The sequence below is a fragment of the Mycobacterium florentinum genome (assembly GCF_010730355.1).
GTDB lineage: Bacteria > Actinomycetota > Actinomycetes > Mycobacteriales > Mycobacteriaceae > Mycobacterium > Mycobacterium florentinum.
In genome coordinates, this window is the sequence record NZ_AP022576.1 from 2,261,864 (window position 1) to 2,285,350 (window position 23,487).

The following is a 23,487-nucleotide window of genomic DNA, read 5'->3' on the forward strand; positions in this document are numbered from 1 at the left end:
ATGTCGCCGAATACAACAGCGGAACGGTTTCGGTGTGACCGTTCACATCGGGCAATGCCCGGAATAGGGTTTCGGATATGAGCGTCGCATCGAAGACCGACGGTGTCCGGCGCGACGCCGCCGCCGATCGCTATGTGGTCGAACTCGGCAGGCTCATGCTGGCGCGCGCGCCGAGATTGGGCACGAAGATGGCGGATCTGCTCTGCCGGGAGATCGACGCCTACCGCGACGGCAACATCGTTGCGAAGGATCACGTGATCGAAAGTTGCGTGGCGAACCTGACGTTCATCTTCGACTCGCTCAACCGTGAGGGCGATGCCGACGTCGCGCCCGCGGAGCGCACCGGTACCGAACGCGCGGTTGCCGGTGTACCCCTGCCGGCCGTGATGACCGCCTACCGAATCGGATTCCGATTCATGTGGGAACAGACGCTTGCCACCGCGCGCGCCGCGGCAATTCCCACCGACTCCATCCTGGACGCCACGGCGCGGGTGTTCCTCGCCCAGGAGATCTTCACCCAGGCAATGAGCAACGCCTACCGTCAGCAGTTGACGGCGCAGATTCTCGAGCGCGAGGAAGAACGATCGGCACTGGTGGAAGCGCTGCTGTCGCGGCGGATCACTGACGGTCAAAGCCTTTGGGAGGCAGCAGATTTGCTGCGGCTGCCCACCTCGGGACCCTATGCCGTCGTGGCCGCGGAATTGCCCGCCATTGGCAAGCTGGGACTTCCGGCGATCGAGAACAAGCTATCCGCCCGTGACATCCGTTCCGCGTGGCGACTGTTGCCCGACCTACAGGTCGGCATCGTCCATTTGAGCGGGCCGGCACCGGAAGCCCTGGGCACGCTCGTTGAGGTGCTCGGCCATGCCGCGACCGCCAGGGTCGGCATCAGCCCGCCCTTCCAGGAGCTCGCCGAAACCAGCGACGCGTTGCGGTTAGCCCGGTTGGCGGTCACCGGGAAGGCCGCCGGCGACTCACTGATCACCGTCTTCGACGACAGTCCGCTCGCCGTCGCGGCGGTCAGTGCCCCGGAGGTCATGGCGCGGATCAAATCACTGGTGCTGCAGCGACTCGACGAGCTGCCCGACGAGGAACGCACCATTCTGCTCGGCACGTTCCGCGCCTGGGTGGAGGTCGGCGGTTCCGCGAACGAGACCGCCGCCAAAATCTATTGCCACCCCAATACCGTGCGGCATCGGCTGCACCGGATCGAGGAGTTGACCGACCGATCGCTTTCTCGGCCCCGAGACATCGCCGAGCTGTGTCTGGCTCTCGAGGTCGACGCGCGACTGCCCTAGGCGGCCTTGGTCCGGCTGCGAACCTGGAACGCGCTGATCACGTCGACGACGCCGATGGCGATCAGCCAGCAGCCGGCGACCAGGGTCAGCACAGCGATCGAGTGCAGCGGCGAGACGATCAGTACCGCGCCACCGACCACGATGACCAACCCCGACAGCGCCTGCCAGCCGCGGCCCGGCATGTGGTCCAACGACAACGCCGCGGCAAGCAGGGTCATCCCGCGGAACAGCCAGCTGATGCCGATCCAGATGGCCAAAAGCGTGACTGCCTCGAATTCTTCACGGAAGCAAAAGAATCCCAGAATCAGCGACACGATGCCGGTGATAAACGTCAGCACTCTCATCGCGGCACCGGCGTGCGAGCCGAAGGCGGCGAACACGTAGCCGACCCCGGAAACCACCAGGTAGATGCCGAACAGGACACCTGCAACAAACAGTGTCTGACCTGGCCAGGCCAGCACTATGACACCCAGCGCAACGGCCAGGATGCCGGTAAGAAGGAGGACCTGCCAGGCACTGCGGGCAAGTGCTTGCAAAGGACCTTCGAAAACGGTGTCGTCGCGAATAGTCATCTCAATATCATTCGCCAGAATAGGTGAAAAGAAAATGTCCGACGCGACACAATTGCGCATCGCGCACGGGTATAGCGAACAATGACGGACGCGAGGCGCCGAGGTATTGTGCGCTCGCGGTAACGTGCACAGTAACTATGAGTACCGCAGTGGTGGTAGGTAGCGGGCCCAACGGGCTCGCCGCCGCCATCTGCCTGGCCGCCAAGGGCGTGCAGGTCACCGTCCTCGAAGCCGCCGACGAGGTTGGCGGCGGTACCCGCAGCAACGAGGCCATCATTCCCGGCCTGCTGCACGACCATTGTTCGGCGATTCACCCGATGGCCGTCGGCTCGCAGTTCCTGAGCGCCTTCAATCTGCAGCGGTACGGATTGTCGTGGCGCTGGCCGGAGATCGATTGCGTCCATCCGCTCGACGGCGGCAGCGCGGGCGTGCTGCACCGCTCGGTCGAGCAGACGGCGGCGGGCCTGGGTCGCGACGGGGCGCGCTGGCGCCTCGCGTTCGGCTATCCCGCCGGCCATTTCGATGCGCTCAGCGACGACATCATGGGCCCGTTGCTGCGGATCCCGCACCATCCGCTGATGCTGGCCCGGTTCGGGGCGCCCACCGTGCTTCCCGCATCGACGTTCGCGCGGGTGTTCCGCACCGACGAGGGCCGGGCGTTGTTCGGCGGCGTTGCGGCCCACGCCTTCCGGCCGCTGCACTACCCAATGACGTCCGCCATCGGGATGGGCATCATCGCGGCCGGCCACCGGCACGGCTGGGCGGTGGCCGAGGGCGGATCTCAGTCGATCGCCAACGCGATGGTCGCGCTGCTGAGCGATCTGGGCGGCAAGATCGAAACCGGTGTCCGGGTGCAGAATACGTCGCAGCTGCCGCCGGCCGACGTCACGATGTTCGACCTGGCGCCCAGCGCGGTCGCCGGCATCCTCGGAGACCGGCTGCCCCGCCGAATTTCGGCCGCCTTCACCAGGTTCCGGCGTGGCCCCGGCGCGTTCAAGGTCGACTTCGCCGTCGAGGGCGGCGTGCCCTGGACGAACCCGGACGCGCACCGGGCCGGCACGGTGCATCTGGCCGGCACCTTCACGGAGCTCGCCGCAACCGAGCGCGACATCCACGCCGGGCGGATGCCCGAGCGGCCGTTCGTGTTGATCGGTCAGCAGTACCTGGCCGATCCGCAACGTTCGGTGGGCAATACGCATCCGGTGTGGAGCTACGCCCACGTCCCCAACGGTTACACCGGGGACGCTACGGAGGCGATCATCGCCCAGATCGAGCGGTTCGCGCCCGGCTTCACCGAGCGCATCGTCGGCCACGCCGTGCGCGGCACGACGCAGATGGCCACCTTCAACGCCAACTACGCCGGCGGCGACATCATGACCGGCTCAAAGGACATCCGCCAGCTCACCTTCGGCCCACGAATCACGCTGTCGCCCTACACTATTGGCGTACCTGGCATGTACATCTGCTCGGCGGCCACCCCGCCCGGCCCCGGCGCGCACGGCATGTGTGGCGCCAACGCCGCCAAACTCGCCCTCGACGACCTGGCTCGCGTCTAACTCGCGCCACGAGCGTAGCGCCACGGCGAAAAACCCGGCCATATCTCGCCGTGGCGCTACGCTCGCGCGCCAGACACTAGAAGGTCACCACGACCTTGTCGGCGGCGCCGGGCGTGCTGGCGAGTTCGAGCGCCTCGCCGACGTTCTCGAACGCAATGGTGTGACTGACGATCAGCGCGTACTTCTTCCAGTTCGCGACGATGTCCTTGGTCACCTCGAAGATCTCGTCGGGATATCCCATGGATCCGACGATGGTGATCTCGTTGCTCATGATGTTGACGAACTCGACGGGTACCGGTTCCTTATGGACGCCAACGATTCCCAGGGTTGCGCCCTTCTTGGCGGCGGTCAGCGCGGTGTCGATGACCGCCGACGCCCCCGCGGCGTCGAGATAGATGTCGGTGCCGGCCTTGCCGGGAAACATCGACTCGCCCGCACCATGCAGTTCGATGAGGCGCTTCACGACACGCTCCTCGGCGGAGTTGATGACCGCGTCCGCGCCGATCTGCAGTGCCTTCTCCAGCCGGGAGGGGATCAGGTCCACGACCACGACATGGCTTACGCCAAGGGATTTGAAGGCAAGTGTGGCGCCCAGCCCGACCGGCCCGGCACCGAACACGACGACCTTGTCCGTCGGCTTGGGCTTGCACTGGTTGGCGCCGTGGCGGGCGACGGCCATCGGCTCGTTCAGCGCGGCCACCTCCCACGGGATGTGGCTGGGAATCACTTCGAGACTTGTTCCGCGCACCGCGTTTTCGATCAACAGGTAATCAGCGAGCGCACCGGCCGGACCTCCGTTGCCGATGATGCCGCTCGGCGCGACCATCGGATTGATCACGACGTGATCGCCGATGGCGATGCCGGACACCTGGTCGCCGACCTCGACGACCTCGCCGGCCGGTTCGTGTCCCAGCGGCGTGTGTCCCTGGCGCGGCGGGATGCCGCCGATCGTGATGTAGAACGCGTCGGAGCCACAGATTCCGCAGGCCCGCATCCGGACCAGGACGTCGTTCGGACCGGCCTGCGGACGCTCGGCATCGAGGACCTCGGCCCTACCCGGTCCGGTCACCACGGAAATTTTCATGGCGCTGCCTCGAGTTCGATGTCGAAAGTGTCCAGGTATTCGGCGAATACCGGCTCGAGCTGTTCGACGGTCAGGCCGTATTGATCGAGGCTGTACGAGTTGAGCCCGTAGTGGTCCTGCGGATGTTTGGCGAGCCAATTACGCATGCGCGCTTCGGCTTCCGCGGTCAGCGGATCGCCGGCCCACTCGTAGAGTCGGCGCATCACGTCCATCGGGTCGCGCATCATCTCGTGGTAGTACATGTGGAAGAAGCGGTCGTCGCCGATGCACTCGCGGGCCCGCAGCGGCCGGTCCACGTGGTAGCGCATCTGCCACATTGCGTTGCGCCCCATGGCTTCCAGATCGATGGCCTCGGGTTGATGCGTCATCCCCTTGGGCAGCTTCCACAGGTTGGCCAGCGACCCGGTGGCCTTGTACGGGTCGCGATGCGCCCACACCAGCCGGGCGTCGGGGAAGACCTTCAGCAACGCCTCGATGTGCACCGAATGCGACGGCATCTTCAGGCTCCAGGCACCGGGGGCGGTGGACTGCAGCACCTGCAGGTAGCGCTTCTGGTACTCGTAGGTGGTGGTCATGTCGGTCTCGTCGAACAGCCATTCGGAGTAGCGCGTGCTCGACAGGAACGAGTCCCAGGACAGGCCCTTGAAGTCCTGGTTGTGAATGAACATGTCCTCGGTCGGGCCGTCGGCGTCTTCCCAGTGCGGCAGTGCCACTTTCGCCTTCGTCACCATCTCCAGGATCTTGCGCTGCTCCTCCAGCAGGGCCAGGCAGCGCGGGTCGGTGCGCAACGTCTCGGTGGGCGCCGGTGGTATCGGATCCACGCACTGCCAGTGCAGCAGCGATCGTCGTCCCGGGTCCTGGTCGAGCAGATAGCTGATCACGGTGGTTCCGGTGCGGGGCATGCCGAGCACGATCAGCGGCCGCTCGACGGGCGCGTCGAGCACCGCGGGATGCTCCTGGATGTAGCCGTGGACCTGCAGCCGCCGGCCCAGGGCGTCGGTCGAGTCGTTCAGGATGCGTTCCCGGCCGTACTGGGTGAATGCCGGCGAGTTGTTGACGTCGTCGAGGATCAGCTGTAGTCCGTCACGCCAAGAGTCGGAATCGATTTCGGTCAGGCCGGTGCGTTGTGACGCCAACTTGAGCACGTCGTCGCTGGTCGCGAGGTTGTCGAATTCGCTCATGTTTCAGACCGTCAGGTATCCGCCGTCGACGGCGATGGTGCTGCCGGTGATGTACGACGCGGCGTCGGTACACAAGAACAGCGCCGCGCCCGCGCAGTCCTGCGGTGTCCCGGGTCTGCCCAACGGTGTGTGGAAGCCGATCTCGACGTCCATGATCTCCGGAACGCCCATGGCGGGGTGCGTCATTCGGGTGTCGATCAGCCCGGGCGCGATGGTGTTGACGCGGATCCCGTCGCCGGCCCACCGGCGCGAGAGGTTCATCGTCAGAGCGATCAGGCCCATCTTCGAGGAGGCATACCCCGGGACGAACACCGCCGACCGGAAGGCGGACATCGAGACAACGCTGACGACGCTGGCGCCGCCGGGTGCATTGCTCGCCTTCAGGCGGTCGTAGCAGCGCATCGTTAACCGCATGGGGCCCAACATGTTCTGCGCCACCGACGCGACGTAGCCGTCCGGGTCGTATTCGTCGCCGGCGGGGTACGGACCACCGGCGTTGTTGATCAAGACGTCGAGATCACCGAGTGAGTCCGCCAGCGCGTCGACGGCGTCGGGATCTTGGATCTGGCACTGGCGGTAGGTGAATGCGCTCAGGTCGGTTTCGGGATAGTCGGCGGTCGACGCGCGGGTGCCGGTCACCGTGACGGCGGCGCCCGCCTTGGCGAACTCGGCGGCGATCGCGTTGCCGATGCCGCTGGTTCCGCCGGTCACCAGCACGTTGGCGCCGGTGAAGTCGAACCTGATGGAGTTCATGCGGATCCTTTCGAGGTCCTCAATTCCTTGATGGATTTGGTGAGCCAGGCTTTTTCCCAGAAGTTTTCGGTGTCGGCGAGCAACGACTCGTGCGCGTCGGCGGCCACCGCGCGCGCCGCCGGGTGCGCGGGTTGGGCGGTGAGAATGAGGTCGGTCAGGTGTATCGCCTGCAGCGGACGTCCGTTGTCGACGTGGGCGCGGGCCGCCTCGACCAGTGCGTCGGCGCCGGCGGCGTCAACCACATCCCCCGCAACGGAATCCGGTGCCACCCCGTAGAGCTCGGTGGTGGAACGGTGCCGGAACCATCCGGTGTACATCTCCCAGATGGCGCGCACATTCCAGGCGGTCTTGCCGTAGCCCTCGCCGACGTCGAGTTGCTCGGGCACCGTGACCTCGCGCATCGCGGCGTGGATGTCGGCGCCGGAATTCATCAGCTCGGCGGTGCGATCGTGCACGGCCTGCATCGCGTCGCGCATCGCGGTGACCTCCTCGGCGATGCGGTCGGCACCCTCGATCGGGTCGAAGTGGCCGGTGATCAGTCGCAGCGGCCCGTATTCCAGCACGGCGTTCAGCGACTCGATGTAGAGAATCGGGTCGCGGTACCGGTCGCCGCGGATGGTCATCAGATTCGGCACGTGACCGAAGAGTGGACCGAACAGGTTACCGCTGAACAGGATTCGATCCTCGGGCAGCCACACGACCAGCGCGTCGGTGGTCTCGCCGCCCGGCGTCCAGGCCAACTCGATCCTGCGTCCGCCGACGGTCAATTCGTGGCGGCGGTCGAACGTCGTGGTCGGCTCCGGAAACGAGAAGTCGATCGTCGCCGGATCGATGGTCTTGAAGTGCTCGAGCACGGCGTCGGAGAACTTCTGGAAGGCGAACGACGTCTTGGGCACGCGATAGCCCATCAGCAGATTGTTGTCGTCACGCCAGTACCGGTAGTTGCGGTGCATGATCACGTCGGTGCCGTCGTCGCGCAGGGTGTGCACCCCGCCCCAATGGTCGGCGTGGCCCTGGGTCACGACGATGGCGCGCGCCGGGCCCGGCACCTCGGCAAAGGCCTTGCGGTGCAACGGGCCCTCGAACACCAGTCCCGCGTTGACGATGACCCGTCCGTCATCGGTGGCGACCGCGTACGAGTTGGAGACGCCGGGCGACATCCAAATGTCGTCGCCGAGCGGCGTCGCGGGAGTGTCGGTCGCCGCTGCCAGATCGGCGGCCCCGGGACGCTCCCGATGAATTCCAGCCATGACTTGCGATCCTCTACAGTTCTAGAGGTAAAGTCAATATCCATGGGACTGCGCGGTCTGGCCGAACGGGTAGCGGTGGTGGTCGGCGGCGCCACCGGCATCGGTGCCGCGACGGCTACCCGGCTCGGGGCGGAAGGCTGCCGGGTCGTCATCGGCGACGTCGCCGCCGCCGCCGCGGAGCAGACCGCCGCCGGCATCGCCGGAGCCGGCGGCACCGCCGTCCACGTTACGTTCGACCTCGCCGATCCGGCGTCCGTGTCGGCGCTGATCGATTCGGCCACAACAACTTACGGCGGGGTCGACCTGCTGTTCAACGTCGGCGCCGACATGAGCACGATCCGGGCCGACACCGATATCGTCGATATCGACTTCGACGTGTGGGACCGCGTGATGACCGTCAACCTGCGCGGCTACGTCGCCGCCATGAAATACGCCATCCCGCGAATGCTCGCCAGTGGGGGCGGCGCGATCGTGAACATGTCCTCGGCGGCAGCGTTCCAGGGCGAGCCCGCGCGACCCGCCTACGCTACGGCGAAGGCCGGAATCGGCGCGCTGACCCGCCATGTCGCGTCCCGGTGGGGCAAGGACGGCATCCGCTGCAACGCCGTGGCACCCGGCTTCACCGCGACCGAGTCCATCCGCTCCGTTCCGCAATGGCCGGACCTGCAGGCCGGCGCGCTGAAGCGCATTCGCGGAACCCGCGTCGGCGCTCCCGAGGACATCGCGGCACTGGTCGCCTTCCTGCTGTCCGAGGAGGGCGAATGGATCAACGGTCAGGTCGTCAACATCGACGGCGGCACCGTCCTTCGGTGACCATGGCAGCCAGCACCCGATCCCGGAAACGCAACGGCGACGAACGCCGGCGCCAGCTGTGTGACGCCGCGATCCAGGTGCTGGCCGAGCAGGGATCCCGCGGCCTGACGCATGGGCAGGTCGATCGCTGCGCCGGAGTGCCGGAGGGCACCACGTCGTACTACTACCGCACCCGGGCGGCGCTGCTGCGCGGCGTCGGCTGGCGGGTCGCCGAAATCGACGTTGCCAACCTGCAATCGGTGATCGACGAACCCCCAGACCCGCTCGCACCGTTCGCGCACCTGGCGGAGCTGACCATGATGCAGGCCGATGGGCCCGGACTGATGCTGAACCGGGCTCGGCATGAATTGCTACTGGGAGCGGTGCGCGATCCCGGTCTCGCCGAGACGTCACAGACCTTCGTCGCCCAGATGAACGCGATGACCCGCGAGGCGATCGCCCACCTACAGCCGGGCACCGACGATCCCGAACTTCTCGACGCACAGACGACGGCCGTCACCACGTTCATCGCGGGCGTGTTCACCCGACTGGCCGGCGGAGACCGCACGATCAGCAACGCCGAACAACTCACCCGGCTGCTGGAGGCCGTCGCCACCGCGGTTTCGCTGCAGCGGGCATAAACATCGCGGCGAAAAGCCCTATGCGGTCGCCTGACAGGGCCTAACGTGTTGCCCATGAACATGAAGCGACTTTTCGCCGCCGGTGTGCTGGCCTTCGCCGGGTCGATGACGGCCGGACTGGGGGTCAGCAACGCCGACACGATTCAGACCGAGGGCAGCTACCCGACGCGGCAGGCCTGTCAGGACGCCGGCCCGGGTGTGAAGGCCTCGACACCCGGGGGCTGGAATAACTTCTGGTGCGTTCCGGACCGTAACGCGCAGGGCAACTGGCGCCTGGTTCTCAGCAACTAGTACGCATAAAAGCCCTCGCCGGTTTTGATACCGAGCTTGCCGGCGTCGATTTGGGACTGCAGCAAGTCCCGCACGTGCTTCGGCAGGTGTGGATTCTCTGCGGCGTAGTGGTTTTCGATGTCGAGCACGACGTCGAGGCCGACCAGGTCCATCATCTGAAACGGGCCGACCGGCACGCCCAGGGCGAGCTTGAACAGCCCGTCGATGTCCTCGGGGCGGCCGACGCCCTCGGCAACCACGGCCAGCGACTCGCGCTTGATGGCGGCCCAGACCCGGTTGAAGATGAAACCCATGCTTTCCTTGCGTACTTCGAAGGGATGCACGCCGAATTCGGGCAGCACGGCCAGCAGGGTGTCGAGCAGGCCGCGCGCAGTCTCACCATCGGACATCAACTCGACCGCGTTGATATCCGGTGGCATGTAGAAGTGCATGTTGCACAAACGTGTTTTGTCCCTGATGTTTTCGGCCATCAGTCGAGATGGGATCGACGACGAGTTGGTCCCGAAAATGGTGCCCGCCGGCGCCGCTTGGTCGATCTCGCCCCACAGTGGAATCTTGATCTCGAGCTTCTCGGGGACCGACTCGACGGCCAGCCAGGTTCCGTCCAACGCCTCGTCGAGCGATCCGGTGGTGGTCACGACGCCGACTTCGCCAAATCCGCGGTCGGCCACCAGCTTCGGAAGCGCCTGAGCCACGTACTGCGTGGCTTCGTCACGTTGTTCTTTGCGCCGCGCGTAGATTCGCACGGTTCCGCCGCGGCTGGCGAGCATCAGGGCGATGCGGCGACCCAAGGTGCCGGCCCCGATCACCGCGACGGGGCGGTTTTGGATGTCTTCGAATGCGTACGTGTAGGAACCAGTCACATACGCATGCTAAGTCCGCGGCCGCGTGCCGCGATCCGTCGCTCATCGACAAAGAATCGCCGAACGTTGTCTCTGATGGACAAGAGCAACGCATTGCACCTCTCAAAACTCTTGCGTCACAGCGCGGCCTGCGTTGCGATCGCCGTGGCCTCTTGTGTATCTATTGCCCGCCTCTCAGCGACAATCGCGGGTTTCCGGATTACCGAAAACTTGCGCCACAGCGGTTTCAATAGAACAAAGGCGCGCTAGAGCAGCGTGATCTGTTCGGGCTCCGGCTCGGCGGGCTCGAGCAGTTGGGGCCCGTTATTGCGGATGCTGTTCACCAGCCGCGACACCTCGCGCAGCTCGATGCCGCGCACATCCGGCACACGTGCAAGCAACTCGGCGTCCAGCGGGGCGTCGGGGTTCAGCCAGGCGTCCCAGTCGCGCTCGGCCAGGATCAACGGCATCCGGTCGTGGATCGCGGCGAGCTCACCCACGGCGTCGGTGGTGATGATGGTGCAGCTGAGCAGCGGATCGGCCTCCTTGTCGGGTCTCCAGACCGACCACAGGCCGGCCATGAACAGCGGCTCGCCGTCGTCGCGGTGCATGAAGAACGGCGTCTTGGCGGTCTTCTTGCCCGCGGCGCCGTCCGGGTTGGGCCGCCATTCGTACCAGCCGTCCATCGGCACCAGGCAACGCTTGCTCTTGGCCGAACCGCGGAAAGCCGGCGACGTGGCCACCTTGTCAGCCCGGGCGTTGATCAGCAGCGGGCCCTTGGAATCCGGGCCGCCGTCGGGACCGGCCTTGACCCACGGCGGAACCAGTCCCCAGCGCATCAGCCGCACCCGGCGAGTGGGCTCGTCGTCCGGCTCGCTGTGGCGGGACACCACCGTCGCGACCGTGGTCGTCGGGGCGACGTTGTAATTGGGCTCCGCCGCGCGCTCCGAGGTACCGGTAGCTTCGTCGATCGCCTTGATCTTCTCGGCCAGCAGGGCCGGATCCGTCGTGACCGCAAACCGTCCACACATGACATCCATGGTGCCCGGTACCCACGACACCCGCCGACACGGCAGGATGAACCCGTGAGCACCGACCCCTGGACGGCCCCGATCGCGCCGACACCAGTGCACGCGACCGTGACCGTGCCGGGCTCGAAATCGCAGACCAACCGGGCGCTGGTGCTCGCGGGACTATCGAGCGCGCAGGGCCAGCGTGCCTCGACCATCGGCGGCGCACTGCGCAGCCGCGATACCGACCTGATGATCGGTGCGCTGACCGCCCTGGGACTGCGTGTGGACGGGGACGGCACCGAGCTGACGGTCAGCGGCCGGCTCGACCCGGGTCCCAGCGCGCGCGTGGACTGCGGCCTGGCCGGCACGGTGTTGCGATTCGTTCCGCCGCTGGCGGCGCTGGCCAATACGCCGGTGGAATTCGACGGCGACGACCAGGCCCGGGTCCGTCCGATCGCGCCGTTGCTGGACGCGCTGCGCGACCTGGGCGTCCCGATCGAGGGCACCGGTCTGCCGTTCCGGGTGCTGGGCAGCGGATCGGTCGCCGGCGGCACGGTGGCCATCGACGCGTCGGGGTCATCGCAGTTCGTCTCCGGGCTGTTGCTGTGTGGTGCGTCGTTCAGCAACGGCCTGACCGTGCAACACACCGGTTCGTCGTTGCCATCGCAGCCCCACATCGCGATGACCATCGTGATGTTGCGGCAGGGTGGCGTCGACGTCGACGACTCGGTGCCCAACCGCTGGCACGTCCGACCCGGCATGGTCGCGGCGCGGCACTGGGATGTCGAACCCGATCTCACGAACGCGGTTCCGTTCCTTTCTGCGGCCGTGGTCACCGGCGGCACCGTACGCATCACCGGATGGCCGTCGACCAGCGTGCAGCCCGCCGACGACATCCTGGACGTCTTGGGCAAGCTGAATGCCATTGTCACCCAGACTGATTCATATCTCGAAGTGCAGGGCTCGGCCGACGGCTACCCGGGCTTTGATGTCGACCTGCGTGCGGTCGGCGAACTGACGCCGTCGGTCGCCGCGCTGGCGGCGCTGGCAACCCCGGGCTCGGTGTCACGGCTTTCCGGCATCGCTCATTTGCGCGGCCATGAGACGGACCGGCTCGCCGCATTGAGCACCGAGATCAACCGCCTGGGGGGTGACTGCCAGGAGACCGCCGACGGCCTGGTAATCACCTCGACGCCACTGCATTCCGGCATCTGGCGCGCCTACGCCGACCACCGGATGGCGATGGCCGGCGCGATCGTCGGGCTGCGCGTTACCGGAGTACAGATCGACGACATCGGCGCCACCACCAAGACATTGCCGGAGTTCGCCCAGCTGTGGGTGCACATGCTGGCCGACGGGGAGTCCAGCGTTTGAGGCCGGGCGACTACGACGAATCCGACGTCAAGGTCCGATCCGGCCGGGGTTCACGGCCCCGGACCAAAACCCGTCCCGAGCACGCCGACGCCGAGGCCGCCATGGTGGTCGGCGTCGACCGCGGCCGGTGGGGATGCGTGCTGGGCGGTCGGCCCGATAGCCGGGTTACCGCCATGCGGGCCCGCGAGCTGGGCCGTACCCCGATCGTGGTCGGCGACGACGTCGACGTGGTGGGCGATTTATCCGGGCGGCCGGACACTTTGGCCCGCATCGTGCGTCGCGGGCCGCGACGCACGGTGTTGCGGCGCACCGCCGATGACACCGACCCCACCGAGCGGGTGGTCGTCGCCAACGCCGACCAACTGCTGATCGTGGTGGCACTTGCCGATCCGCCGCCGCGCACCGGCCTGGTCGACCGCGCGCTGATCGCCGCCTACGCCGGCGGGTTGACGCCGATCCTGTGCCTGACCAAGACCGACCTCGCCCCGCCCGAGCCGTTCGCAAAGCAGTTCGCAGACCTGGATTTAACGGTGGTCGCCGCGGGCCGCGACGATCCCCTGCTGGCAGTGGTGGACCTGCTCGCCGGCAAAATCACCGTGCTGCTCGGACATTCCGGCGTCGGCAAGTCAACTTTGGTGAATCGGATTGTGCCAGAAGCAGATCGGGCGGTCGGCGAGGTCACCGATATCGGCAGGGGCCGGCATACCTCGACGCAATCGATCGCACTCCCCCTGGATCCGAGCAAGGTGGGTTCGGGCTGGGTGATCGACACCCCGGGCATCCGCTCGTTTGGGTTGGCCCACATCCAGCCCGACGACGTGTTATTGGCTTTCTCGGATCTTGCTGAGACCGTGCAGGATTGCCCGCGGGGCTGCGGCCACATGGGACCGCCGGCCGACCCGGAATGCGCGCTGGACACACTCTCCGGTCCCGCCTTTCGCCGCGTGGAGGCGGCCCGCCGATTGCTCGGAGCGCTCAGGGAGACGTAGCCTCACCCCCAAGGAGGACCCATGACCGGTGACCAATCCCCATTGGTCTTGCTGCATCCGTTTCTCTTGTCAGGCGACGTGTGGCAGGACGTGTCAGCGCTGTTGTCGAGCCGGCACCAGGTGTTCACACCCAGCTTGCTCGGTCATCGCGGAGGGCCACAGGTTCGACGCCGTCCCGCCACGATATGGGATGTGATCGACGCGGCGCAGGCCTATCTCGACGAGAACGGACTGCAGCGTCCGCACCTGGCCGGAAATTCGCTGGGTGGATTCGTGGCCATCGAACTCGCCCGGCGCGGCCGGGCATCCACCGTCACGGCATTCTCGCCGGCAGGTTTCTGGTCGACGGGGCACGGGCCGGCGCACGCGCAGGCGGCAAGGAAAATCCGCAGGATCGACATAGGGGCTCGGCTCACCGCCCTCGCCGGGCCGGTTGGCCACCTGATGTTCAAGCCGGCAATCGTGCGTCGGCTTTCGCTGCGATTCTTCAACAGCGCCTGCCACGGCGATCGAGTGGCCGCAGACAAGCTCGTCGAGCTGAATCGGACGGTCGCCGCATGCTCAGTCAGCAAGGAGGTTCTCTCCACCGAAGCTGAGCAAGTCGCCCCGCTGGATCCACCGCCATGCCCGATTACCCTGGCGTGGTCGGAGAAGGATGCGATCTTCCCCGTCAGTACATTCGGCAAGGTCGCACGTGAGCGCCTGCCCGGTGCGACGTTCGAGATCCTGCCCGACGTCGGGCACGTTCCCATGTTCGACGATCCCGAATTGGTCGCGCGCACCATTCTCACCGCGACCGGTGGTTGAGCAGCAGGTCAGCCGTTGGGCGACTTAGCCAGCCGCATGCCGAGCTCGTCGGACGGCACCAAATGGCCCTCGGCGCACCGAATCTCGACGCTCGCCTCGGCGCCACAACCCAGATGGGTCAGCCGCAGCTTGTGGCGGCCCGGCAAGTGATGGCGTCCCCACTCGAACAGTGACCAGACCACCGGCATGAAGTCGATGCCCGCCTCGGTCAGCACGTACTCCTCGCGGCTGCGTTGCCCCGGCTCCCGATACGGCCGGCGCGCCAGCAGCCCGAGGTCGACCAGCTCCGTCAGCCGCGCCGAGGTGGCCGCCTTGGTGATGCCGACCCGGCGCGCGAAGTCGTCGAACCGGGTGGTGCCGTAGTACGCCTCGCGCATGATCAGCATCGCGGACTTGGTGCCGACCACCGTCATCGTCTTCTCGATCGCGCACTGACCGACCGCCGACCATTTGTCGCGATCCGCCAGGGCGCCCTGCAGAAATGTCATGTAGATCACCTCCCATCTGGGTTGATTTTAGTATACCTAGGCGTTTTGCTAAGTATATCGATTCATACCCAGGTCTCCAGGAGGAGCCATGTCCGCATTTCAAGGTCGCGACGCCGTAATCGTCGGCGCCGTCCGCACCCCGATCGGTAAGGGCAAGGCCAGCGGCGCATTGCACGACGTGCTGCCCGTCGATCTGCTGGCGCACAGCCTGCGCGAACTCGTGGCCCGCACCGGTGTGGACCCGGCGCAGGTGGACGACGTCATCGCCGGGGCCGTCACCCAGGTCGGCGATCAGGCGGTCAACATCGCGCGCAACGCGCTGCTGGGGGCGGGCTTCCCCGAATCGGTTCCCGGCGTCACGATCGACCGCCAGTGCGGCAGCAGCCAGCAGGCCATCAGCTTCGCCGCCCAGGGTGTTATCGCCGGCGCTTACGACCTGGTGATCGCCGCGGGCGTGGAGTCGATGAGCCGCGTCCCGATGGGCACCCAGGTATTGCCGGGCAGCGACCCGTTCGGCGAAGGCATGGCCACCCGTTACCCCGAAGGACTTGTGCCGCAAGGTATCAGCGCCGAGCTGATCGCGGCGAAGTGGGGCTTCACACGCACCCAGCTCGACGAGTTCTCCGCCGGCAGCCACGACAAGGCCGCCCGCGCCACCAAGGACGGGCTGTTCGAGAACGAGCTGATCCCGATCGCCGGGCTGCACACCGACGAGATCATCCGCCCCGCCACCACGGTCGAGACGCTGGCCGCACTGAAGCCGGCGTTCTATAGCGAGGAGATGGAAAAGCGCTTCCCGCAGATCAATTGGGAGATCACGCCGGGTAACTCGTCGCCGCTCTCGGACGGCAGCGCAGCGGTGCTGATCACCACCAGTGAGGTCGCCAAGAAGCTGGGCCTGAAGCCGCTGGCACGCATTCACACCACGACCGTCGTCGGCGACGACCCGCTCTACATGCTGACCGGCGTCATCCCCGCGACCGAGAAGGTGCTGTCGAAGTCGGGTCTCACACTGGCCGACATCGACCTGTTCGAGGTCAACGAGGCCTTCGCGCCCGTCGTCCTCGCCTGGGCTCACGACACCGGGGCGGATCTGGCCAAGACCAACGTCAACGGCGGCGCCATCGCGATCGGACACCCGTTGGGCGCCAGCGGGGCTCGCATCATGACCACGATGGTCAACGCTTTGGACCAGCGCGGCGGGCGCTACGGCCTGCAGACGATGTGTGAGGGCGGCGGCATGGCCAATGCCACCATCGTCGAGCGGCTCGGCTAGTCGACGGCATGGTCGCGGGCCGGTGATGTTGGGTGCCGACCCGCGGTGGACAAACCGGCTGCAGCTCTAGCTCGATGGTCGCCACCCGACCGATTCGGTGAGGGCGTGAGCTACCGGTTTACCCCGCGGTTGCCGTCTCCACGGGATGTGCCGGCGGGTCCGCAATTCGAAATGGGCACGAGATTACGTCATTTCGGCAACGGCGCGGCGAATCTTTGTTCGACCGGAAGCCGGTTACCGTGTCGCGGTGCGACATCGCTGCAGCTGCAAGCCGCTGGCTTCCCGGCGTGCCGTGCTGAAATACGCCGCGGCTGCGCCGGCTGTCCTCGGTCTGGGGATGGCCGCGGGGGTTCTCGGCGCCCCGGCGCGCGCACCCGCGGACCCCAACGTATCGGTATTGGCGACGGCGCCGGGCCACCCGGTCAACATCATCAGCCGCGCCGGGTGGGGCGCCGATGAGTCAATTCGGCGTGGAATACCGCGCTGTGGCAACGGGATCAGGGCCGGGATCGTGCACCACTCTGCGACCGGCAACGGCTACGCGCCGACAGATTCGGCGGCCATCGTGCGCTCGATCTACGAATGCCACACGTTGGCACACGGCTGGGGCGACATTGGCTACAACGCGCTGGTCGACAAGTACGGCCAGATGTTCGAGGGCAGGTTCGGCGGCATCACCAAACCCGTTGAGGGCATTCACACCGGCGGCTTCAACACCGACACCTGGGCGGTGTGCATGATCGGCGATTTGAGCCAGGCGCCCCCTACCCCCGAACAGTTGCGGGCGGTCGGCCAGTTGCTGGGATGGCGGCTCGCGATGGACGCGGTGAACCCCAACGGCACCGTCGTGCTGACTTCCGCCGGCGGCCCCGACACGCGATTCCCGCAAGGCGCCACGCCAACCTTGCCGAGCATTTTCGCCCACCGCGACGTCGGCGACACCGCCTGTCCGGGCAACGCCGGGTACGCCTTTATGGAGCGGATCCGCGACATCGCCGCCCGGTTCAGGCAAGTGCCCAACGCGCAGGACTTGGCGGAGTCGATGCAGGGCGGAGCGATCTACGCCCGCTGGCAGGCGATGGGCGGCATGACAGGCCCGCTCGGCGCACCCACGTCACCCGAAGCGCCCAGTGGTGATTCGATCCGCTATGTCGTCTTCGCCAATGGCGCGATCTATTGGTCACCGGCCACCGGCGCTCAGCCGCTCAGCGGCAGGATCTACGAGGCCTGGGCCACGCTGCGCTACGAGCGCGGCCCGCTGGGCCTGCCGACCAGCGCCGAGATTCAGGAGCCCGAATGGATCGTGCAGAACTTCCAGCACGGCACCCTGAACTTCAACCGGCAAACCTCAACCGTCATGACTGTGATGGACGGGGTAGCCAGTGTGGTACCACCACCGCCCGTGGGCGGACCGCCCGTGCAGCTTGAACGGTTCTCAGTAGCACGCAATCCCGTTGTCTAGCGGTCCGCTAGTCCAAGTGTCGGGAGGGAGAGTTTGGCTCCTGGCCTTCCAGGTTTCTCCTCGGTGACTACCTACCCTTGAAACGCGGTTCGCGTTTAGCCGCGAACGCGGCCAGCCCTTCTTTGGCATCGTCGGAGCGCATCACCTCGACGACCAATCGTTGCTCGATCCTGCGAGCATCTTCCTCGTCGATCCAGCCGCTATTGATCACCGAGGCCTTGGCATTTCGTACCGCCAGGGGGCCATTCGCTGCGACGCGCGCCGCTATCTCGCGGGCTTTGTTCAACGACTGCCCCGTCGACACCACGTGACCGACAAGACCGAAGTGGTAGGCCTCCGCCGCGGTCAACGGCTCACCGGTCAAGATCATCTCCATGGCCTTCGTGTAAGGGATTTGACGCTTGAGCCGAACCGTGGATCCCGCACCCGCGATCAGACCGAACTTGGCTTCGGGCAATCCGAAGACGGCCTGCTCCTCAGCAATGCGAATATCGGTCTGCTGCAACATTTCACACCCACCACCCAGGCACGCGCCGTTGACTGCCGCAATCAGCGGCGTGGCCAGGCTGCGAGTCAACAGCAAACCGTCGGTGATGACCGATCCACGAGACTTCGGTGGCGCCTGCTCCGCATTGGCATCGGATGGGACCTTGGCGCGTTTCACCATCCACCCGTCGGCGAGATCGCCTCCTACACAGTAGGAGTCACCGGAGCCGGTGAGGATCGCGGCACGGATGCCGTCATTTGCGTCGATCTCGTCCCACGCCTGCGCCATCAGGGTAATCATGTCGACGGTCAAGGCGTTCTTTCGGCGCGGATTGTTCATGGTCAGGATGACAACGTCGCCGTCGCGCTCAAAGGTGAGGTGTTGATCGCTCATCCGCTGCTCCTCGATTCCCTGGCGCGCCTCTGACAACGCTTCGCTCACCAGGCAAGGTTATGCGGCTCGGAGTTTCTCACCCGTCAAGCCGCCTCACGATCACCCCATCGGGCGATTACCTGGCCGTCGAAGTCGAGCATTTGGTCGAGGCTGGGGAACATTGCGAAGGCATCCACGATCGCCTCATCAGCACCGGACCCGGCGAGGCGCTCGAGCCTGCCGGCAACCGAGTCAACGGTCGTGCCCGGTTCGAGGTTGATCCGCATGGCCGTCTTCAGCGCGTCAGGATCGCGGCCGGCGTCCTGCGCCGCGCGCAATCGACCACAAGTGGTCGGTGACCTCGTCCTGCAATCCCTCGACCCCGAGCCAGCCGGTGCCGCTGCGGCCGACCCGGCGCATCGCGGCCTCGCTGACGCCGCCGATCCAGATGGGCGGACCGCCGGCCTGGACCGGGCGCAGGTCGGCATGGACCGGCGGCAGTGAGAAGAAATCGCTTTCCCAGGACACCGGGGTGGTCGTCCACCACTTCTGCGGGAACGCCAGCAGGTCATCGAGCATCTGCCCGCGCCGGCGCCAGTTCGCGCCGCGGGCGATGTCGTGCTCGTCCTTCATCCACCCGATTCCCACGCGGACGTCGGGCCGTCGCTGAGCACGTCCAGCGTGGTCAGCAACCGGGCCAGGTGCACCGGCTCGTAGTAGAAGGTGCTGAGCGTGCTGGCGTTGAGCCGCACCCGGTTGGTGGCCGTCGCGGCGACGGTCCACAAAAGCACCGGATCGAGGTAGCGAGTCATCTGCGGCGGGTACGGCTGCTCTTTGCCCGGATAGGTGCTGTGCATATCGACCGGCGTGACCAGTCGATCGCCGACCCACAGCGTGTCGTAGCCGAGGTCCTCGAGCCCGCGGCGGAACGCGCTCAGACCGGCGGCGCTGCTGATGGGGGGCCCGACTTTGGGAAGTGCGAAACCAAGCTTCTTGTGAGAGTCCCTCCTGTCATTTTAATGATCCATCAACCACTATGTGGGCGAGGGTCAGCGGGGTACGGCCGCGCCGAGGGCGAAGTCGAAGTTCCCCACTCCGTGGCGGGCGAGGCCCATCATGACCAGGCCCGTTCCTTCTAGCCAGTGCGCCATGCGCAAGTCGCCGACGTCCAGCGGGCGCAGCCCGAGGCTCTCGATGAGCGTCGCCACTCCCGCCTTGGCGCGGGCGTCGTCGCCGGCCATGAAGACGTCGAGCGGCCGGCCCTGGGCCAGCACGACACCGAAGATGGTGTTGAAGGCCTTCACCACGCTGGCGCTGGCCGGGGCCACCTTAGCAACTTCCTGCGCGACCGAGGTGTCATCGGGAATGGCCAGCCCGTCGGCCGTGGCGTTGAACGGGTTGCTGATATCGACGACGACCTTGCCCGCGAGGGCGTCTCCGTACTGTGCAACGACCGGAACGACGTTGGCGTACAACAACGCAACGATGACGATGTCCCCGGCCGGGACGGCGCCGAACTCTCCCGTCGTGGCGCTGCCGCCGAGTTCCTTGGCCAGGTCAGCGGCCTTGGTCTGATCGCGGCCGATGACCTCGACGGTGTTGCCGCCCGCTACCGCGAGGGTGCCGATGGCTTTGGCCATGTTTCCGGTGCCGATGATGCTGATGATGCTCATGAGGTGTCCCGTCCTGACTGACGATCGAAAAGGTTGACGACTCAACCTTAAGATAGGTTTGTTGATGCGTCAACCAATCGGGTAGCATGGGGCCGTGGAACCGAACTGGCTGAGCCCTCGTGAAGATCGCGCGTGGCGGGCCTTCCAGCACGCGCATCATCAGCTCGGCGCGCACCTGAACCGCGGCCTGCAGGAGTCGGGCCTGTCGGGGGCCGACTACCAGGTCCTGGCGGTGCTCTCGGAGCACGACGGGGACCGCATGCCCGCGCGCGAGCTGTGCAACGCGCTGGGCTGGGAGAAGAGCCGTGTCTCCCACCAGGTGCGGCGCATGCAGGACGACGGGCTGATCGGTCGCGAGCCCAACCCCGACGACGCCCGCAGCACCTTGGTCTGCCTGCTGCCGGCCGGCCGCGCCGCCATTGAGAAGGCGGCGCCGCGGCACGTGGAGGACGTCCGCCGGAACTTCATCGACCTGCTCAGCCCGGCCGAGCTCGACATGCTCGCCGCCCTGAACGAAAGAGTGCTGCGCCACCTGGCCAAAGACGACGACTCCCCCGCCGAAGATGCCCGCCTCAGCCGCGACTCAGGTGAGCCCTGATCGCGGAGATGGTAGCGATCATCGCGTCGGCACTACCGCCGCCGAACGCGGCGACACTGGCGAAACCGTGGGTAAGCGCATCGAACTGTCGGTGATCGACCTCGACTCCGGCCGAACGCAACGCCGCGGCATACGCATTGCCTTCGTCCCGCAGTGGATCGAAGCCGGCGGTGATCACCAAAGCGGGCGCCAGACCGGACAGATCATCCGCCCGCAGCGGCGATAGGCGCGGATCGTAGGCGGCAGCATCGGTACCGCCCAGATATAACTCGGTAAACCAATCCCGGTCGCGCTTGGACAGAAAGAACCCGTCGGAGAACAACTTTCGTGACTGAGTTTCCTCGGACAGGTCGAGCACCGGGTACAGCAGCACCTGCAGCACCGGTTGCGGAATGCCCTCGTCGCGGCTGCGCAGCGCGACCAGTGCGGCCAGGTTTCCGCCGGCGCTGTCACCGCCGATGCCGATCCGCGACGCACCCAGTTCGGCGGCATGGTCCAGTGCCCAGCGATAGGCCGCGACGCAGTCGTCGACGGCAGCCGGCGCCTTGTGCTCGGGCGCCAGCCGGTAGTCCACCGACAACACATGTACCGCGGCGTCGCGGCAAATCATCCGGCACAGCCCGTCGTGAGATTCGATGTCCCCCACCACAAATCCGCCGCCGTGGAAGAAGACAAGCAGCGGCGCAGCGCCCTCCACCCGCGGCCGGTAGTGCCGTACCGGCAGCGGGCCGTCGGGACCGGGAATCGTGAAATCGCTTGTAGGAAGGGCAATGTCGGCGGCCATCACCACGTGCGAATCACGCATCAACGCGCGGGCGATCTCCGGATCACCAGAGGCTGACAGGCCGCCGGTGCCACTGCGCCGTTGGGCGGCGAGCATCAGGTGCAGCGTCGGGTCAAGGGTGTTGCCGTCGATGGTGACTGTTTTGCCGCCGACGAGAAAACCCTTCAGCCACGGCGGAATCCACGGCATCACATTTGTGCCGACCCGAAGCGCCGCGTTGGTCACCGCGGTCGAGCGCGCCTTGGACTGCTTGCCTGCCAAAACCGCCCCCTGTGTCATGTCCGACTTCCTGGCACAGTAGCCGGAACATATATTTGGTTCAAGGGGCCGGCGCGTTACCCATTCGCGTCAGTCGGGCTGGGTGGAATCAGAGCCAGCCGGTGCGCGCGGCCGCGACGGGCTCGGCGGGCGCCGGGGCCAATTCCCCGTCTCGCACGCCGTCGAGCATCCGTTTCACCGCGGCGACGATCTCCGGCGCTGCCGCGGCGAGTCCGGCCTTGTCGGCCTCGGGGACCTCATCGGCATCGACGCCCGCCCGGGTCAGCACGGCGACCGGATCGGCCAGCTGACCGGCCAACCAGGACACCGGATCGGCCGACAGCTCGGGGACGAAGTTCCGGCGTCCGGGCTCCCAGCCCGTGAATCGGGGATGGTGATGGGCCCGGTCCAGTGTCCCCGGTGGGCTCTCGGTCGACCCGAACAGGTCGACCCGCCACACCGGGCGGTTGAACGCGATCGGGATACCGGCATAGATCGATCCGTGCGGCTCGGCCCGGTCCACTACGCGCAGTTCCAGCCTGACTCCCCGCTCCGGGGTTTCCTGACCTTCGTTCGGGGTCGGGTCGACGAAGAACATGTCCCCGACGACGACGCCTAGGGTTTCGAATCCAAACGCTGCGAGCATATTTCCGAGAATAGACCTAAGCGGCCGCGGAGCCAGGACTACGAAGTCACGGACCGGGCGGCATCCAATAGCCCGGCGAGATGCTTCCAGTAGAGCCAGTCGTCAACAGCGCCGCGCAGGGCAACCGGGTCGGCCGCGGCGTGGGCGTCGTTGCCGGCGAGTTCCTTCCCCCCGGGAACTTGTTTGTCGACGGCCACCTTGTGCGCGTCCACGATGGCGACTACCCGTTGAGACATCTGCCGGCACACCAGCGCCATGCCGGCCAGCCAATCCGACTGCAGGGCGAAGAGGTCCTCGACGCGCGATCGCACGGCGCGCCCACGACCGTACTGCTTGACCTTGGTACCCTACGGGGGTACCGTGCGCCACATGTCAACCGGTGCAGCCACCTCTTGATCGGCGATTTCCCGCTGCGGGGGATCGTCACCGCACTCTTTGGTGTCAGCATTGCGACGTACGTCTATCTCCTTGTTGTGCAACGTGATCGCCCGACGAGCGCGATCAACCACCTGTTGCACCTGACGATGGCGACGGCAATGATCCTGATGGCCTGGCACGTCGGCATGGATCTGTCGACCGCCGGGCCGATGATCTTCTTCGCCTTGGCGGGCGCCTGGTTTGCTCGCGCGGCTTGTCGAGCGTCGTCCGCCACCAGCGAGCGACTCACCAACTCGTACTACGCCGTGATGACCGCGACGATGGCGTGGATGTACGCGGCGATGAGCGACAACCTGCCGGGCCAGGCCAGCCATCCGACATCGGACTCGCTGGCCATGAATATGCCCGGCATGGAGATGCCCGGACACCAAATGTCCAGGGGACCAGCCGGACCCGGGTGGATCACCGCGGTGAACTGGATCGCTGCCCTCGGGTTCGCCGTCGTGGCGCTGTATTGGTCATGCCGGTACACGGCCCGACGGCAGTCCACGCGCTTGGAATCGCTCTATCAAGCGTGCACTGCCGCCGGCACCGCGATGATGTTCGTTGCCCAGCTCTAGGC

27 protein-coding genes and 1 pseudogene are annotated in these 23,487 nt (G+C 66.4%); 12 read left to right on the forward strand and 16 right to left on the reverse strand.

Features of this window, described 5'->3' with window-relative positions; genetic code table 11:
• Positions 1–77: 77 nt before the first annotated feature.
• On the forward strand, positions 78–1,298 hold the full coding sequence (locus G6N55_RS10560; protein WP_085220067.1) for a PucR family transcriptional regulator: 1,221 nt from the start codon (positions 78–80) through the stop codon (positions 1,296–1,298).
• Here the strand turns inward: G6N55_RS10560 and G6N55_RS10565 are convergent.
• Entirely contained in the window at positions 1,295–1,870 is a 576-nt protein-coding gene (locus G6N55_RS10565) for an HdeD family acid-resistance protein (protein ID WP_085220110.1), read from the reverse strand. The genes G6N55_RS10560 and G6N55_RS10565 overlap by 4 nt on opposite strands.
• Before the next feature lie 137 nt (positions 1,871–2,007).
• On the opposite strand from G6N55_RS10565, the gene G6N55_RS10570 reads away from it, so the two are divergent.
• Complete coding sequence (locus G6N55_RS10570) at positions 2,008–3,426, forward strand: phytoene desaturase family protein (protein ID WP_085220066.1); 1,419 nt, start codon at positions 2,008–2,010, stop codon at positions 3,424–3,426.
• Positions 3,427–3,502: 76 nt separating this feature from the next.
• Here the strand turns inward: G6N55_RS10570 and G6N55_RS10575 are convergent, their stop codons facing one another.
• From G6N55_RS10575 to G6N55_RS10590, 4 genes are read right to left on the reverse strand one after another with little or no spacing between them, the layout of a single operon-like run.
• Complete coding sequence (locus G6N55_RS10575; protein ID WP_085220065.1) at positions 3,503–4,510, reverse strand: zinc-dependent alcohol dehydrogenase; 1,008 nt, start codon at positions 4,508–4,510, stop codon at positions 3,503–3,505.
• Positions 4,507–5,691 (reverse strand): sulfotransferase family protein, encoded by a 1,185-nt coding sequence (locus G6N55_RS10580; RefSeq protein WP_085220064.1) that lies wholly within the window; start codon positions 5,689–5,691, stop codon positions 4,507–4,509. Before G6N55_RS10580 ends, G6N55_RS10575 begins: the two co-directional genes overlap by 4 nt.
• Before the next feature lie 3 nt (positions 5,692–5,694).
• A complete protein-coding gene (locus G6N55_RS10585) occupies positions 5,695–6,444 on the reverse strand; it encodes an SDR family NAD(P)-dependent oxidoreductase (RefSeq protein WP_085220063.1) in 750 nt (249 codons plus the stop codon).
• Entirely contained in the window at positions 6,441–7,694 is a 1,254-nt protein-coding gene (locus G6N55_RS10590; protein WP_085220062.1) for an alkyl sulfatase dimerization domain-containing protein, read from the reverse strand. Before G6N55_RS10590 ends, G6N55_RS10585 begins: the two co-directional genes overlap by 4 nt.
• 42 nt (positions 7,695–7,736) lie before the next feature.
• On the opposite strand from G6N55_RS10590, the gene G6N55_RS10595 reads away from it, so the two are divergent.
• From G6N55_RS10595 to G6N55_RS10605, 3 genes are read left to right on the forward strand one after another with little or no spacing between them, the layout of a single operon-like run.
• Positions 7,737–8,507 (forward strand): SDR family NAD(P)-dependent oxidoreductase, encoded by a 771-nt coding sequence (locus G6N55_RS10595; protein ID WP_085220061.1) that lies wholly within the window; start codon positions 7,737–7,739, stop codon positions 8,505–8,507.
• A gap of 2 nt (positions 8,508–8,509) precedes the next feature.
• Positions 8,510–9,127 carry a TetR/AcrR family transcriptional regulator gene (locus G6N55_RS10600; RefSeq protein WP_085220060.1) on the forward strand — a complete coding sequence of 206 codons (618 nt, stop codon included), beginning with the start codon at positions 8,510–8,512 and terminating at the stop codon, positions 9,125–9,127.
• A gap of 54 nt (positions 9,128–9,181) precedes the next feature.
• The gene (locus G6N55_RS10605) at positions 9,182–9,418 is read left to right on the forward strand and encodes a hypothetical protein (protein ID WP_085220059.1); all 237 of its coding nucleotides are present in this window, start codon (positions 9,182–9,184) and stop codon (positions 9,416–9,418) included.
• Here G6N55_RS10605 and G6N55_RS10610 read toward each other — a convergent pair.
• Together G6N55_RS10610 and G6N55_RS10615 are read right to left on the reverse strand one after the other, a co-directional pair.
• On the reverse strand, positions 9,415–10,281 hold the full coding sequence (locus tag G6N55_RS10610; RefSeq protein WP_085220058.1) for a 3-hydroxyacyl-CoA dehydrogenase family protein: 867 nt from the start codon (positions 10,279–10,281) through the stop codon (positions 9,415–9,417). The genes G6N55_RS10605 and G6N55_RS10610 overlap by 4 nt on opposite strands.
• Before the next feature lie 245 nt (positions 10,282–10,526).
• Positions 10,527–11,291 carry an SOS response-associated peptidase gene (locus tag G6N55_RS10615; protein ID WP_085220109.1) on the reverse strand — a complete coding sequence of 255 codons (765 nt, stop codon included), beginning with the start codon at positions 11,289–11,291 and terminating at the stop codon, positions 10,527–10,529.
• Positions 11,292–11,345: 54 nt separating this feature from the next.
• Here G6N55_RS10615 and aroA point away from each other — a divergent pair, with 54 nt between their 5' ends.
• The 3 genes from aroA to G6N55_RS10630 are packed head-to-tail and all read left to right on the forward strand — an operon-like array spanning position 11,346 to position 14,443.
• Positions 11,346–12,647: a 3-phosphoshikimate 1-carboxyvinyltransferase gene (aroA, locus tag G6N55_RS10620; RefSeq protein ID WP_139826658.1), complete on the forward strand. Its 1,302-nt coding sequence runs from the start codon at positions 11,346–11,348 to the stop codon at positions 12,645–12,647.
• Entirely contained in the window at positions 12,644–13,636 is a 993-nt protein-coding gene (gene rsgA / locus G6N55_RS10625) for a ribosome small subunit-dependent GTPase A (RefSeq protein WP_085220057.1), read from the forward strand. Before aroA ends, rsgA begins: the two co-directional genes overlap by 4 nt.
• A 21-nt stretch (positions 13,637–13,657) precedes the next feature.
• Positions 13,658–14,443: an alpha/beta fold hydrolase gene (locus G6N55_RS10630; protein WP_085220056.1), complete on the forward strand. Its 786-nt coding sequence runs from the start codon at positions 13,658–13,660 to the stop codon at positions 14,441–14,443.
• Positions 14,444–14,451: 8 nt separating this feature from the next.
• Here G6N55_RS10630 and G6N55_RS10635 read toward each other — a convergent pair whose 3' ends face one another.
• Positions 14,452–14,931: a winged helix-turn-helix transcriptional regulator gene (locus G6N55_RS10635; protein WP_085220107.1), complete on the reverse strand. Its 480-nt coding sequence runs from the start codon at positions 14,929–14,931 to the stop codon at positions 14,452–14,454.
• An 88-nt stretch (positions 14,932–15,019) separates the two neighbouring features.
• Here G6N55_RS10635 and G6N55_RS10640 point away from each other — a divergent pair, with 88 nt between their 5' ends.
• Together G6N55_RS10640 and G6N55_RS10645 are read left to right on the forward strand one after the other, a co-directional pair.
• Positions 15,020–16,207 (forward strand): thiolase family protein, encoded by a 1,188-nt coding sequence (locus tag G6N55_RS10640; RefSeq protein WP_085220055.1) that lies wholly within the window; start codon positions 15,020–15,022, stop codon positions 16,205–16,207.
• 349 nt (positions 16,208–16,556) lie between these two features.
• Positions 16,557–17,669: pseudogene (locus tag G6N55_RS10645) on the forward strand (N-acetylmuramoyl-L-alanine amidase); the annotation flags it as partial.
• A 67-nt stretch (positions 17,670–17,736) separates the two neighbouring features.
• Here G6N55_RS10645 and G6N55_RS10650 read toward each other — a convergent pair.
• The 5 genes from G6N55_RS10650 to G6N55_RS10660 form a co-directional block, all read right to left on the reverse strand.
• The gene (locus G6N55_RS10650; RefSeq protein WP_085220053.1) at positions 17,737–18,549 is read right to left on the reverse strand and encodes an enoyl-CoA hydratase-related protein; all 813 of its coding nucleotides are present in this window, start codon (positions 18,547–18,549) and stop codon (positions 17,737–17,739) included.
• A gap of 83 nt (positions 18,550–18,632) precedes the next feature.
• On the reverse strand, positions 18,633–18,866 hold the full coding sequence (locus G6N55_RS29770; protein ID WP_232078974.1) for a hypothetical protein: 234 nt from the start codon (positions 18,864–18,866) through the stop codon (positions 18,633–18,635).
• Positions 18,832–19,161 (reverse strand): LLM class flavin-dependent oxidoreductase, encoded by a 330-nt coding sequence (locus G6N55_RS30105; RefSeq protein ID WP_264001521.1) that lies wholly within the window; start codon positions 19,159–19,161, stop codon positions 18,832–18,834. The genes G6N55_RS29770 and G6N55_RS30105 overlap by 35 nt, the downstream gene beginning before the upstream one ends.
• Positions 19,158–19,484: an LLM class flavin-dependent oxidoreductase gene (locus G6N55_RS30110; RefSeq protein ID WP_332103836.1), complete on the reverse strand. Its 327-nt coding sequence runs from the start codon at positions 19,482–19,484 to the stop codon at positions 19,158–19,160. Before G6N55_RS30110 ends, G6N55_RS30105 begins: the two co-directional genes overlap by 4 nt.
• A 93-nt stretch (positions 19,485–19,577) precedes the next feature.
• Positions 19,578–20,201, reverse strand: a complete 624-nt coding sequence (locus G6N55_RS10660; RefSeq protein ID WP_085220052.1) for an NADPH-dependent F420 reductase — start codon at positions 20,199–20,201, stop codon at positions 19,578–19,580.
• A gap of 94 nt (positions 20,202–20,295) precedes the next feature.
• On the opposite strand from G6N55_RS10660, the gene G6N55_RS10665 reads away from it, so the two are divergent.
• Positions 20,296–20,799 carry a MarR family winged helix-turn-helix transcriptional regulator gene (locus G6N55_RS10665; RefSeq protein WP_085220051.1) on the forward strand — a complete coding sequence of 168 codons (504 nt, stop codon included), beginning with the start codon at positions 20,296–20,298 and terminating at the stop codon, positions 20,797–20,799.
• Here G6N55_RS10665 and G6N55_RS10670 read toward each other — a convergent pair.
• From G6N55_RS10670 to G6N55_RS10680, 3 genes are all read right to left on the reverse strand, one after another.
• Positions 20,774–21,862 (reverse strand): alpha/beta hydrolase, encoded by a 1,089-nt coding sequence (locus G6N55_RS10670; protein ID WP_139826657.1) that lies wholly within the window; start codon positions 21,860–21,862, stop codon positions 20,774–20,776. The genes G6N55_RS10665 and G6N55_RS10670 overlap by 26 nt on opposite strands.
• Before the next feature lie 88 nt (positions 21,863–21,950).
• Entirely contained in the window at positions 21,951–22,487 is a 537-nt protein-coding gene (locus G6N55_RS10675) for a hypothetical protein (protein ID WP_085220050.1), read from the reverse strand.
• Positions 22,488–22,525: 38 nt separating this feature from the next.
• Positions 22,526–22,798: a hypothetical protein gene (locus G6N55_RS10680; protein ID WP_085220049.1), complete on the reverse strand. Its 273-nt coding sequence runs from the start codon at positions 22,796–22,798 to the stop codon at positions 22,526–22,528.
• Between the two features lie 81 nt (positions 22,799–22,879).
• On the opposite strand from G6N55_RS10680, the gene G6N55_RS10685 reads away from it, so the two are divergent.
• Positions 22,880–23,485 (forward strand): DUF5134 domain-containing protein, encoded by a 606-nt coding sequence (locus tag G6N55_RS10685; protein ID WP_085220048.1) that lies wholly within the window; start codon positions 22,880–22,882, stop codon positions 23,483–23,485.
• Positions 23,486–23,487 lie beyond the last annotated feature (2 nt).